Raw genomic sequence first — 13051 nt, 5'->3', positions numbered from 1 at the left:
GTGAAAAAGCGGCGACGACGGCCGCTCTCAGTTGTGTGAAGTGGGACCGCCGAGACTCGAACTCAGGTCCGACGCACCCCATGCGCCGAGGATACCACTACCCCACGGTCCCGCACTCAGGGAGAGGAGGGTCGCCCTCTTAGGGGTGTCGTTTTCCGAGCGTCACGCGTGAGTGTTGCACACGTGGACCCGCCCGACGGCAGCGCCGTCGTGCCGGTTCACCAGAGGACTCAGACCAGAACGCGTTCGAGCGTGACGACGACTCCGGAGTCAGCGTCGGGATCGCCGGTGAGGGTTCCCAGACAGACCACAGCACCGTCGGGGGTACAACAAGCGACGAGCGCGTCCTGTTCGGGCCGGTTCCCACCGACTGGTGCCGGCTCCGTGTCGATGACACCGGGCGCGTAGACCGGTGCGCCGTCGGCGATCTCGTGGGCGGCACTGGGGGCGATCGTCACCCGGGGAAGGTCGACGAGCGCGCGCTCGGCCGGCTGGATGGCCTCGCGAAGCGCCGTCTCGTCGCCCTCGTCGGCAAAGGCGAGCGCGTCGACGAGGTCGTGCATCGTCACGAGGGCCGTATCGTCGAAGCGTCCGGTCGCCGTCCGGCGCAGGTCGCCCATGTGCGCGCCGGTCCCCAGCGCCAGCCCGATATCGTGACAGAGCTTCCGGATGTAAGTGCCCGACTCACAGCGGACTCTCAGTAGTGCACGCCGGTCGCCGCGTTCGAGGACGTCCAGCGCGTGGATCTGCCGGCTCCGGAGCTGGCGTTTGACGGCGCTCTTGCGGGGCGGTTTCTGGTAGATCTCGGTCTCGAACTCGGCGACGACCGTCTCGAAATCCGCGGGAGCAGTCGCGTGGAGTTCCAGCACGGCGACGTACTCCTTGACCGCGTCGTCGAAGACACGGGCGGCGCGGGCGGCGTCCCCGAGCAACACTGGGAGACAGCCCGTGACCTTCGGGTCGAGGGTGCCACCGTGGGCCACCCGGTCCTGTCCCGTCGCGTCCCGGACCCACGCGGCGACTTGGTGGGCCGACGGACCGGGCGGTTTGTCGAGATTGACGACGCCGAACGAGCGGAGGGTATCGAGAGGACGGTCCTCGGGTGGGCCACGGAGCGTCATCAGAACTCGTAGCGGATGTCTTCGATGGGGGCTTTCCCCTCGTCTCCGTCGGTGCTGTAGGACTCGACGGCATGAAGCGTGACGCTCAACACGCCCTGTGGGTCCCAGCGGGCCGTGTTGACCGACAGGTCGTAGATCGAGAGGTCGTCGAAGTCGATGTCGTAGTAGTCGCTGTAGCGTTGGGCCTCGCTGGCCCCGCGTTCTCTGGTCTCCGTGCGGGCCTGGTCGAACGGTTTGTTCTCCCGCTGTGCGATGCGGTCGGCGCGAACGTCCAGCGGCGCAGTGAGCCAGAGCTTGATGTCGGCGTACTCGCCGGCCATCCATCCCGCGAGACGGGACTCCAGGACTAGGTCGTCCCGTTCCTTGGCGATATCCCGGAGCCGACGGTCCAGATCACGGTCGATCTGGTCGTCTTCTTCGGCGGCTTTGTTCAGTTCCAGCGGTGTCATCCCGCGTTCCTCGGCGAGCGACCGGAAGATGTCGCCGCCGCTGACGTGGTCGTAGTCCAAGGCGTCGGCAAGACTCCTCGCGAGCGTGCTCTTGCCGCTCCCGGCTGGGCCGGAGACGGTGATCAACATACACGCACTCCGGGCGGCCGGTTAAAAGAGGCTGTCTTTCGTCTCCCGTCAGCCGTGGGTTTTGCGAGACCGTCGCCACCGCCGGGTGGCGACTCCGTCGCGGGAGACAGCTAACAGGATCACCCGGCGCCGGGCGAGGTCTGGACGTTCAGCGCCTTTCGGATGACCTGGGTGAACGACAGCGAACACAGGAAGTACCAGACGATCCAGGCCTGCATCGGGCCGACGACGCCCTGTCGCCAGGCCTCGACCTCCCCGTAGATGGGGAACACTGCCACTGGTGCCTCCAGGGTCAGACCGGGGCCGAAGACCATCCAGTAGAGCCACAGGAAGATGGGGATGTTGATGACCATGATCCACACCATGGGGCGGAACTGCTTCTTGAACATCCCGAGCTGGTCGCCCATCATCTCCATCTGTTCCTCTTCGAGACGGTCCAGCGCTTCCTGGTCGTCCCGCTCTTTGGCCTTCTTCCGGCGTTCCTGGATGTCCTGCATCTTCTCCTGGTGTTGCTCCATCCCGGACATGTCCATCAGGTTGTCCTGCAGGATCGTCGAGTTCGCACCCGTGATGACCGCCAAGACGAGGATGACGACGTAGAACGGGAGGATGTCTGCGAGTGGACCCAGGGCGATGTCTAGGACGCCACCGATGGCGTTCCGGACGGAGTTCAGCGAGTAACCGGCGAACATTCCGAGCGTCGCGAGGCCGGCGAGTTTGTCCCAGGTGGTCCAGCCCCCGTCGTCGTCCTCCTCCTCGGGGACGGCGTCGGACTCTTCGAGTGCCTCCCGGACCCCGTCCGGGTCCTCGACGACGAACCCCTCGCCGTCGGCGTCGATGAGCAAGCCGGACTCGATCAGACGGCCCCACTCACCGCTTGTCATCTCGTCGCTGACGTCACTCCAGGTGACCGTCCCCTTCTCCTCGGCGACAGTGAGGACTTCCTGGAGGGCGTCGGTCAGAGCCTCGCCGTCCTCGGCCAGTCGTTCTACCTTCGGCGCGGTGCGTGCCATTGTCAGTTAGTACAGCGGTGGTGGTTTATCAACGTTTTACTCTACGCGTGCGTCGACGGCGTCACTGATCGCGGCCCAGACCTCGTCGGGCGTCCCCTCGCCGTCAATGGTGACGAAGCCGTCGTGGTCCTCGTAGTGGTCGATGACCGGTGCGGTGTTGTCCTGGAAGACATCGAGCCGGTTCCGAACGGACTCCTCGTTGTCGTCCTCGCGCTGGATCAACTCGCCACCACAGTCGTCGCAGACGCCCTCGGTCTCGGGCGGGCTGAACTCGACGTGGTAGTTCGCGCCACAGTCGTCACAGATCCGGCGGCCGGTCAGCCGATCGACCAGTTCCTCGCGGTCGACTTCGAGACTGAGGATCACGTCGAGAGCAGTCATCCCCGACAGTTCCTCCGCCTGTTCGAGGTTCCGTGGGTAGCCGTCCAGGACGAACCCGTCGGCCTGGGAGAGTGCCTCGTCGACGATAGCGTTGACGACGGCGTCGGGAACGAGGTCGCCGGCCTCCATGTACGCACGCGGCGTGTCGTACTCCGTGTCCATCTCGCTGATGTCCATGTCCTTGTTCGCCCGGAGCGCGTCGCCGGTCGTGATGTGCTCGATCCCGTACTCCTCGGCGAGGTTCGCGCTCTGCGTGCCTTTCCCGGCGCCGGGTGGCCCCAGGATCAGCAGTCGAGGGTTCGACATGGGCGCGAGTTCAGTGGCCCCGGTTAAATGGTTGTCCAAACGCCGGCGTCGTCGACCGGCTTCGTGACCGTCGTCTCGTGCCGTTCAACTACCGATTTGAGCTTCCGGCGCGGTTTTTTATATGCCGTCTGTACGACTAACTGGCATGAACCCGTGCCCTCCATCGACCACTCACGGTCGAGCACAGACAGTACAGGCAGCCAACAACCCATCCCGGGAGGTGAGACGATGAGCCGGGTCCGGACGGTCCTGATGGCCCTGGCACTCGTCGGAGCCGCACTCGCCGTACCGACGGGTGCGACCGCCGCCGAAGGGACACAGATCGGCGACGGCGAGCCCGTGACGCTCGCTCCCGGGGCGAACCAGACGCTCACCGGCGAGACCGACCTCGATCCAGGGACGACCGTGACGGTTCGGCTCCAGTCCCAGCCCAACGAGTCCTCGCCGTTCATCAAGCAACAGTCCGCGACCGTCCGCGAGGACGGGAGCTTCACCGCACAGTTCGATATGACGGTGATCGATCCCGGGACGGCGTTCAACGCCAGCGTCCGGTCCGACGGACAACGCCTCACGAACACGACCGGGACGATCGTCCCCTGTGACGGTGGCTGTGAGACGGCAGACGACGCCGGATCAGCGACGAGTGACACCGGTACGACGCTGGACTATCAGGGCGAAACACTCTCGCTGTCGGCCGCACCCGGACAGCAGATCACGGGCCAGAGCGATCTCGACCCGGGGACGACCCTGACAGTCCGACTGCGCTCTGTCGATCCGGACGCCCCGTTCCTCCGCCAGCGGTCCGCCACTGTCCAGCCGGACGGATCGTTCCAGATGGCAATCGACATGAGTGAAGTCCCCGCCGGGGCCGACTTCGAGGTGACCGTCCACAGCGGCGGTGAGACGCTGGTAGAAACCGGCGGGTCCGTCGTCGAGTGCGACAGCGACTGTCGCGACGTGACGGCGACGCCGGACGACGGAGACTACGAGACGCGGGTCACCAGCGTCGACACCGACAGCGTCGGCATGTCGCCGCTCGCTGAGGGTGTCGCCGGTGAGGCCGTCCCGATCCAGGTCTCCGTCGGGGACCGCGACAACGCTTCGATCGCCATCGGCGGGCCGAGAGTGAACTACGAGTTGAACGCCACCGTCCGGGACGGCAACGACGACCGCCGGGTCATGTTGCGGTTCCATACCGGCGCAGTCGGGTCCGACGAGCCGACCCTGACCGCCAGGGACGCCAACGATTCGGTGACGGTCACCTCCGAGACGGAGCTATCCACCGACCGACTGGACCCTGCAAGCTACGACATGGCCGTGTTCGCCAGCGAGACGCCGACCGGTGAGCCGGTCGCGGTGGGGACGATCGTCCTCCACGCCGGTGACGCGGAGGGTGATCTCCCGGCATCCAGCCAGCCCGACACCGCGGACGTGGAGAAAGAACTCGGCCTCGACGAGACGATCGTGACGACGCGGACCGGCCAGCAGACGACCATGAAGCTGTTCATGGGGAACCACAGCACTGCCACCGTCGCTATCGGGAGTCCCGAGAGCGGCGTCGCGCTGAACGCGACTGTCGAGGACGGCAACGGGGACGGGACGGTCCCGCTGCTGTTAGACACGACGGCGGTCGGCAACGAGGACCAGCAGGCCCTGATAGCCGGTCAGGAAGGTGATTCCGTCACGATGACTACCCAGCAGGCAGACGGGACACTCTCGCCCGGCGACTACGACATCGATCTCTACGCCGGTGAGACAGCCGACGGGACTCCCGACGACATCGGGACGCTGTCGGTACAGGGGTCGCTGACGAACGGCACCGATACGACCCCGCCTGCTACTCCCAGCGACAACGGTCCCCAGTCGTCGCTGCTGGGCGGCGGCGCGCTCGCTGTCGGCGGTATCCTGGCCATCGCCGGACTAGGGCTGACGCTTGGCCTGTTCCGCGACTGACGCTGCCACCGATCTAGCTCTTCGATCAGTCAGACACCACACTTTTTGACTTGGCAAGGTGTGATCCGCATGTTCTGTGCCTGGATCCAACCCAATACAGTGTCCAGTCTGTGGATGGACCGGACAACAGTCCAACCTCGAAGAAGCAACTACCGGGTCTGCGTGCCCTACGTGTGGTGAGATCGTACTGACTGAGTAGCCGGGAGCGTCGCTGGGCTCACCAGGTCCCAGCGTTCACCCCCGCTCTTTGGTGTAGTGCCCGTTCTACGACACCCGTGGCCGAGTTGTCTCTCGGGGTCGCGGGCCGCCCGGCGTCACGACTGTGTTGCCGCTGTCGAAGCCAGTGATCGATCCACGACCGACCCCGCACCGGCGGTGTCCCGATCGAGCGATCGTACTCGGAGCGCTAAATCAGCAACCAGAACGGATCAGTTCCGGAGCCGCTGGATCCGTTTCTCGGTGGGCGGATGCGTCGAGAACAGTCGTTCGAACAGCCCCGTGTCGGCGTTGAAGATACAGAGGGCGTTCATGCTGTCCTCGACGGTCGACTCGCGACCCTCCGCTCCGCGGGAGATTTTTTCGAGAGCGCGCGCCAGTGGCTCCCCGGTGCCGATAGCTCGCCTGGCGTCCGCATCAGCGACGTACTCGCGGTACCGCGAGATGGCGAGGACGAACACCATCACGAGCGCGTTCGCGACAGAGGAGGCGACCATCGCCATGATCCACGACCCGATGTTACGCTCACCGCCGAACAGCACCGCGAAGTACGCGACGTAGCCCACGAGCATCCCGATCGACTGCCCGACGACCATGGTGATCACGTCCCGGTTCTTGATGTGGGCCAGTTCGTGAGCGACCACGCCTTCGAGTTCGTCGTCGTCTAACAGCTGCATCAGCTCGGTCGAGACGACGACGACCCCGGCACCTTTCCGCCCGACAGCGAAGGCGTTCGGGACGCCCATCTCCATCGTCATGAGTCGGGGTTCGTCGATGCTCATATCGCGGCAGAGCCGCCGGACCATCTGGTGGACGTGGCCGAACCGCTGGTCGTCGGGCATGTCTTCGGCCTTCCGGAGCGCCAGCCACTTCCCGAGTTTGTACTGGACGGCCGGAACGACCAGAATACCGACCAGTAACACCGGTATCAGCGGCAGTCCCAGAAGTACCGACAGTGCGGTCCCGGCGAAGAGATAGAACGCAAACAGGATCGCACCGACGACGAGCATCCGTAGTTGCAGGCCAACGTCTGTCATAGGGAACGCTACCCCGTCTGTCTGTAAAAGCCCCTTGAACCGGTCTCGCGGCTGTTCCACTCATCCAAAAGACATCTGTAGTGCGTCGGGTATCGAGATCGCGGCAGCAGTCAACACGGAGCGCGCATCCGTCACGGAGTTGTCCGAGGGGTCACCGCCGCAATGTCAGTGCCGTCACCGCCGCGAGGACCAGACACACCATGAAAAAGAGGACGCCGGGTTCGATGACCTCGAAGACCATCCAGCCGACCGAGCCGTCGGGGAACGCCACCGACCCCTGGCTCGACGGGCCGGCCGCACCGAGCGCGGTCCGGTTCCGGACGAGCAGTTCAGCGCCCCACTGGACGAACAACGCCGCGCCGGCGAGCAGCCCGATCCCGCCGACGAGTTCGGTGATCGACTGCTCGGTCGTCTCGGCTGGCTGTTGGTTGCCGACGAAGACGAGCGGGTCGTTGGCCGGCCCGTACACCGTCATCTCGTTGCCCTTCTCGGAGTAGACCGTCTCGACGGGCTCGACTAGCCCCGTCGACTCCAGGTTCGAGAGGTGGTAGTCGACGTTCTGGATCGAGGTGTCGATCCGGTCGGCGATCTCCGAGGCGGTGCCGGGCTCCTCGAACAGCGCGCGGAAGGTCGCCCGTCGCGTCTCCGACCCCAGCGCGTCGAGCACTTCGTCGGCGTCACCGTCGGTCATCTCGATGACACGCGGCGTCTCGGCCGTGGTCGTCGTCGAACGGTCCTGCAAGCGTGAGATGAGCCCCGACATGTGACGTATCCGGACGTTCGAAGCACAGCCACAAATCCCTATCCGTTACTCAAATCGTCGTTTGAATCGTTGTGAACGACCGCGACGGCCTGTGTCGGTTCCAGGCTCCCGGCGCCGGACAGCCGATCCGGACCGGTCGGTTGGACGTCGCTGGCGGTGGTCGTCACGCTCCGTTCGACGCCTGCGGGCGAGAGCGTTCGGTTCGCGTCGAGCATCAGTGCGACCGTCCCCGCGGTGTAGGCGGCCGCCGCCGACGTGCCGTTGAACCCGTCGGGCTTGGTCGCGGCCACCTGTCCGTCGGGGGCGACGACATCGACACCCCCTCGTTCGTCCCCGGTCGGACCGCCGGAGCTGTAGGGCCTGACCGCCCCGGTCTGTGGGTCGTAGGCACCGACGGCGAGGACGCTCGGGTCGGTCGCGGGCGGGGCGACACTCCCCGGCGACTGAAACTGGAGGGCGTGGGTGGGCGATTCGAGGTCCAGATGCGCGCCGGTCGCGTTGGCAGGGCCGGTGATCCGGACGTAGTACGTCCCCGGCTGGAGCCGGGCGACGATCCGTTCGTTAGGGACGCTATCGGCCAGATACGGCTGCGAGCGGGCGACGAGTCTGTGGGCGGTCCCGTTGGTCCAGTAGAGTTCGGCCGTGTACTCCTCGGTACGGTGGGCCTCGTCCCAGGAGAGCCACAGGCGGAGCCGCGACTGGCCGGTCGTCCGCAGGTAGTTTCGCGTCCCGCCGTCGAAACTGTGGACACCGCCGTTGACCGGTTGATAGGTCCCGTTCCAGTGCCCCTGGGCGAGGTTACCCACCGGAGCGACGAAGACGACACCCGTCTCCGTCGCCCGCCGGGCTACGTCAGCGGCGTGGGACTCCCCGTCATCGGGCTTTCCGTAGAACGACATCGGCGCGACGATGACGTCGACGTCCTCGCTGACGAGCCACTCGACGGCCGACTCGTAACCGCTCGCAGTGTCGACGCTGGCGAGATAGAGGTCGCTGTCCGGGGCGTTCCGGGAGACCAGCGACGCCGCCGCGGTCCCGTGGCTGTCGCGGCCGCCGTTCGCGACCCCCTCACCCGGGGAGAACGAGCGTGCGTCGGCGACGTGGTCGGCGATGCCGGGATGGTCCGGATCGAAGCCCGTCACGTCGACGATACCGACGTCGACGCCCTCGCCGGTGATCCCCGCAGTGTGGAGTCGCTCGATTTCCGTTCCCCGAACCGGAGTCCGGGGGGTGACCGCTTGGGAGGGCGGTGCGTCGTCGGCGACAGCGTCGTCTGTGGCGAGGGTCCCACCGACCGTCGCGAGGACGCCGATGGAACCCACGAGGAGGGCGACAGCGGCAGTGAGGGCGAGCAGGGTTGTTCGTGACGACACAGTATCGGTCTGTTTTCCATAGGCTGACAAAATCCTGCTGGGTTCGGCCCGAGCGGATCGCGAGGAGATCGGCTCGGACGGCGACGAAAAGTGCCCGTCGGAGCCGGGGTGGAGCGTCAGCAGGGGAACGGTTGGGGGGTCAGCGTGTCCGTCAGGGGCGACGGGCAGGTGAACGATACACCGGCAGGAAGAAAAGCCCCGGAGCAGCGTTTCACAGTCAGAGACAGTGCCGGTTCAGTCTCGGAGTGCCTCCACAGGCCGGGCGTTAGCGGCCTTCCAGGCGGGGTAGAGCCCGCTGAGGAAGCTCGACACCGTCCCGAAGACGAACCCGACGACGGTGTAGCGAAGCGCTTCGGCGGTGAACGCGAGCGGGTCCGACAGGAGCTGGGCGTTGATCGCCATCCCCAGCAGGACGCTGAGACCGACACCGAGGACCGCACCGACGATCCCCAGTAGCATCGCCTCGTTGAGCATCAGCCGCAGGACGTCCAGCCGGTGGTATCCCACTGCTCGGAGGACACCGATCTCGCCCTTGCGCTCGATGGTCGACATCAACATCACGTTGAGGATGCTGACGGCGGCGACGAGCATCGAGACGCCCCCGACGCCAAGCAGGAACGTATCGATCTGTGCCATCTGCTGGTTGAACCGCTCGATGGCCTGTTCGGCGTCCTGAACCGCGTAGATCTCCTTGCGGCCGTTGAGTTCCGCGTCGAGCGCGTCGGCGGTCTCGAATGCCGCCTCGGGTGAGTCCGCACGGATGATCGCGGACTGGTAGCCGTCGGTCTCGACCTGGGCCTGTGGCACCACGACGGCGTTGTCGGTCCCGACGAGCGACGAACGGCCGGACGGTTCGAGGACGGCGATCACCCGGTAGCTCTCGCCGTCGATCGTGACGCTGTCGCCGACGCCGACGTCGAGTGTCTGTGCGAGTTCGGGGCCGACGGCGGCACCGGAGCGCCAGGTCTCGGGGATCTGTCCGTCGTCGGCGGCGACGAAGGCCCCGGGATCGGAGAGGCCGTACACCGTTGCCTGTTCGGTCGTCCTGAGCCCCGTCACCCCCGTGGAATACTGCTTGACGGTATGGACGGTGTCGCCGGTCGAGCGGTCGACTGCGGCGACGTGGTCCCTGGAGAACTCCTCGAACTCGGCGTCCTCGCCGGGCGTGATCCAGACGCTTCGCGTGATGTCGTCGACGCGGTTCAGCGTCGACTGTTCGAAGGCTGCCCCGAACATCCCAAGGGAGGCGATGGCGACGACACCGATGGTGATGCCAGCCATCGCCAAGGCCGTCCGGGCGCGTGCTCTGGTGAGGTTCTCCCAGGCGTAGGCGACCAGCGGCAACCGTCGAGAGAGGACCGACTCCATCATGTGTCGAGACTCCCGTCGACGAGCGTGACGGTCCGGTCGGCGTACTCGGTCACCTGCTCGTCGTGGGTGACCGTGACGATGGCGACATCCTCGTCGGCGACCCGGCCGAACACGTCCAGCACCTGTGCGCCGGTGTCCTGGTCGAGGTTGCCGGTCGGTTCGTCGGCCAGCAGGATGTCGGGGTCGTTGATCAGCGACCGGGCGACCGCGACCCGCTGTTTCTGCCCGCCAGAGAGCTCGTCGGGGTAGTGCTCCAGCCGGTCGGCCATCCCGACCCGGCACAGCAGCTCTTCGGCCCGGTCGAGTAACCGCGAGCGGTCCCCCCTGATCAGCGCCGGGACCGTGACGTTCTCCCGGGCGGTCAGGGTCGGCACCAGGTAGAACGACTGGAAGACGAAGCCGACCGTCTCCCGGCGGAGGTCGGTCCGTTCGCGGACCGACAACGACGAGACCGCCTCGTCCTCGACGGTTACCGAGCCGTCGGTGGGTTCGTCGAGCAGACCGAGCAGGTTCAACAGCGTCGACTTCCCGCTCCCGCTGGGACCGACGATGGCGACGAACTCGCCGGCCTCGACCGCGAGATCGACGCCGTCGAGCGCCCGCAGCGTCTTCTCCCCGGAGTCGTACTCCTTGACCGCGTTGGTCGTGCTGATGACGGCCATCGTGTTCACCCCCGGAGACGACGCCAGCCGAGCGCACCGAACAGGACGACCACGAGCGCGCCGCCGGCAGCCAGCGGCGGGACGGGGAACGACGACTGTCTGGTGGTCGCCTCGCCGGTGCCGGACTGTGCGGGCGTGAACGTGACCGACGTGGTCCGGTTCACGCGGGTGTCGTCGACGACGTAGCTCACTTCGAGCGGGACGGTGACGGTCCCGTTTGCCGTCGTCGTCGCCTGGACCTCGAACGACGAGAAGTCGCTGGCGGGGACCTCGCCGACGAAAAAGCGGGACTGGGACTGGGCCGGCTGGACGGCCGCCGATTGGCCGACAGTGACCATCGCACCGGTTGCGTTGCCGCCACCGAGGTTGCTCGCGCTGCCACGGATCGTGAGCTGGTCGCCGTCCTGGGAGACCCGTAGCCCCGTCAGCGTGAGGGTCGCGGGGTTCTCGACCGGATCGGCCGTCGTCGACAGCGAACGCGTGACGGTCCGGTACTCGCCGCTCTCGGTGGTGTAGGTCAGCGTCGCGGTGAACGTCTGTCTCCCGGGATCGACTTCGCTTGCCGGGAACGTCATCGTCGTCTCGTTGCCGGCCTGGAGCGACGAACGGACGCGACGGTCCTCGTCGAGTGTCATCGTTGCGTTCTGGCCCTCTAGTTCGACAGAGACGCCCCGGATCTCCTCGGAGAGCCCGTTCGAGAGCTGTAGGGAGACGTCGGTCCGGTCGTCCGGGCCGACAGCGCCGGTCGACAGCGACATCGCGGGATGGGGTTGGACGACCGTGACCGTGACGTTGCGCGTGAACGTGTAGGTGTCGCCGTGGAGCGTGTCCACGAAGACGTGGGCGACGGCGTGGTGCTCGCCTGTCTCGTCGACCGGCATCGTCAGGTCGTAGTTCGCCGACTCGCCACCGTTCAGGTTCTCGGTCGGTTTGATCCGGTCGTGCATCGTGCTGTCCGGATCGGTGGTGTTGTGCAGCGCGACCCACCGGACGTTGTACGACTCGTCGTCGGTCGGGTTCGAGAGCGTCACGTCGACGGTCACGTCCTGATCGGGCGTCGGCCGCTCCGGAGTGGCCGTCGTCTCGACGGAGATCACGCCGCCTTGCTGGCCGGCGGCGGCCGGAAGCGAAACCGACGCGGCGACGATCAGCGTCGCCAGCAACAGGGCGCGTCTCATCGGTCCCTCCCGGTGACAGTGGGTGGTCGAGCAAACGGTGCGACCTGGCGTGGGACAGCGATCATAGCGACTGAAACATCGACCCACTCGATAAAAGCCACAGGAGCAGCGTTTCAGCGCCAGAGACAGCCACAAGCGGACGGACTGTAAGCGCCGATCAGAAGAGCTGTGCCCCGCGACCGATCCGCGTCTGGTAGGCGCGTGCGTCGACACCGCGCTCGCCGAAGGCATCCAGCATGGCGCTGGCGATAGCTTTCTGGTGCCGGTCCTCGCAGGCGGCGATCACCGTCGGGCCGGCCCCCGAGATCGTCACACCCGTGGCTCCGGCGTCGAGCGCGGCCTCCCGGACCGTCTCGTAGCCGTCGATGAGTTTCGCACGCGCCGGGGTGACGACGGTATCGTGCATCCCACGGCCCACCAGCGACGGGTCGTCGCGGTGCATCCCGGTCGTCAGCGTGGCCGCGTTTCCGACAGTCTCGATGAGCTGCTCGACCCGGGCGTGTTCGGGGACGACCCGGCGGGCGTCCCGTGTCGAGACGACGATGTCGGGGAGACAGGCGACCAGCGGGATGTCGGCGTCGATCTGTGTGACGCCCGAGTCCGTGGCGATGGTGAACCCGCCCATGATCGAGGGCGCGACGTTGTCGTCGTGGGCGTCACCCGAGACCACCGCCTCGCCTTTCGCGGCGATCGGGACGAGTTCCTCGCGGGTGTACCCCCGGTCGTACAGGGCGTTGAGGCCGACGGCGGCGGCGGCGGCACTGGCCGCGGAAGAGCCCAGTCCCGAGGCGGGCCGGACGCCCTTGTCGATCCGGATGTGTGCGGGCGCGTCGAGCGCCTCGGCGACGGCCCCGACAGTGTTCTTCTCGGGGTCCTCCGGGATGAACTGGCTCCCGGCCCCGGTCACCTCGATAGTGGTCCGGTCGGACTTTGTCAGCCGAACGACATCAGCCGGGCGTTCGAGGGCGGCGCCGAAGACGTCGAAGCCGCTCCCGAGGTTCGCACTGGTCGCAGGCGCCCGGACGGTCAGCATGCCTGCGCATTTCAGCAGTGTGGTGAAAAAGGTAGCGAACCCACGTAGTGGCGACCGACAGCGAAA

Annotated in this window: 12 protein-coding genes and 1 tRNA gene; 1 reads left to right on the top strand and 12 read right to left on the bottom strand. The window is 66.6% G+C overall.

From position 1 onward, the window contains the following. Positions 1-41 precede the first annotated feature (41 nt). From P0204_RS14690 to P0204_RS14670, 5 genes are all read right to left on the bottom strand, one after another. A tRNA-Pro gene (locus tag P0204_RS14690) sits at positions 42-112 on the bottom strand. A 118-nt stretch (positions 113-230) separates the two neighbouring features. Next, positions 231-1121 carry an RNA-guided pseudouridylation complex pseudouridine synthase subunit Cbf5 gene (locus tag P0204_RS14685; protein WP_276180549.1) on the bottom strand — a complete coding sequence of 297 codons (891 nt, stop codon included), beginning with the start codon at positions 1119-1121 and terminating at the stop codon, positions 231-233. Beyond that, positions 1121-1699, bottom strand: coding sequence for a (d)CMP kinase (cmk, locus tag P0204_RS14680; protein WP_276180547.1), 579 nt, complete (start codon positions 1697-1699; stop codon positions 1121-1123). Before cmk ends, P0204_RS14685 begins: the two co-directional genes overlap by 1 nt. A gap of 119 nt (positions 1700-1818) precedes the next feature. Then, on the bottom strand, positions 1819-2712 hold the full coding sequence (locus tag P0204_RS14675) for a DUF106 domain-containing protein (protein WP_276180545.1): 894 nt from the start codon (positions 2710-2712) through the stop codon (positions 1819-1821). A 36-nt stretch (positions 2713-2748) separates the two neighbouring features. Further along, a complete protein-coding gene (locus P0204_RS14670; RefSeq protein ID WP_276180543.1) occupies positions 2749-3399 on the bottom strand; it encodes an adenylate kinase in 651 nt (216 codons plus the stop codon). A 228-nt stretch (positions 3400-3627) separates the two neighbouring features. On the opposite strand from P0204_RS14670, the gene P0204_RS14665 reads away from it, so the two are divergent. Continuing rightward, complete coding sequence (locus P0204_RS14665; RefSeq protein WP_276180541.1) at positions 3628-5352, top strand: BGTF surface domain-containing protein; 1725 nt, start codon at positions 3628-3630, stop codon at positions 5350-5352. A gap of 428 nt (positions 5353-5780) precedes the next feature. Here the strand turns inward: P0204_RS14665 and P0204_RS14660 are convergent, their stop codons facing one another. From P0204_RS14660 to P0204_RS14630, 7 genes are all read right to left on the bottom strand, one after another. Beyond that, a complete protein-coding gene (locus tag P0204_RS14660) occupies positions 5781-6605 on the bottom strand; it encodes a M48 family metallopeptidase (RefSeq protein ID WP_276180539.1) in 825 nt (274 codons plus the stop codon). A gap of 151 nt (positions 6606-6756) precedes the next feature. Then, complete coding sequence (locus P0204_RS14655; RefSeq protein WP_276180537.1) at positions 6757-7368, bottom strand: ArsR/SmtB family transcription factor; 612 nt, start codon at positions 7366-7368, stop codon at positions 6757-6759. A 38-nt stretch (positions 7369-7406) separates the two neighbouring features. Continuing rightward, the gene (locus tag P0204_RS14650; protein ID WP_276180535.1) at positions 7407-8741 is read right to left on the bottom strand and encodes a S8 family peptidase; all 1335 of its coding nucleotides are present in this window, start codon (positions 8739-8741) and stop codon (positions 7407-7409) included. Positions 8742-8975: 234 nt separating this feature from the next. Then, a complete protein-coding gene (locus P0204_RS14645) occupies positions 8976-10112 on the bottom strand; it encodes an ABC transporter permease (protein WP_276180533.1) in 1137 nt (378 codons plus the stop codon). Then, a complete protein-coding gene (locus tag P0204_RS14640; RefSeq protein ID WP_276180531.1) occupies positions 10109-10774 on the bottom strand; it encodes an ABC transporter ATP-binding protein in 666 nt (221 codons plus the stop codon). The genes P0204_RS14645 and P0204_RS14640 overlap by 4 nt, the downstream gene beginning before the upstream one ends. A gap of 5 nt (positions 10775-10779) precedes the next feature. After that, on the bottom strand, positions 10780-11952 hold the full coding sequence (locus P0204_RS14635; protein WP_276180529.1) for a COG1361 family protein: 1173 nt from the start codon (positions 11950-11952) through the stop codon (positions 10780-10782). Positions 11953-12109: 157 nt separating this feature from the next. Next, positions 12110-12985, bottom strand: coding sequence for a homoserine kinase (locus P0204_RS14630; RefSeq protein WP_276180527.1), 876 nt, complete (start codon positions 12983-12985; stop codon positions 12110-12112). Positions 12986-13051 lie beyond the last annotated feature (66 nt).

It is taken from the genome of Haloarcula halophila, from assembly GCF_029278565.1.
Lineage (GTDB): Archaea > Halobacteriota > Halobacteria > Halobacteriales > Haloarculaceae > Haloarcula > Haloarcula halophila.
This window is presented reverse-complemented; position numbering and strand designations above follow the sequence as displayed.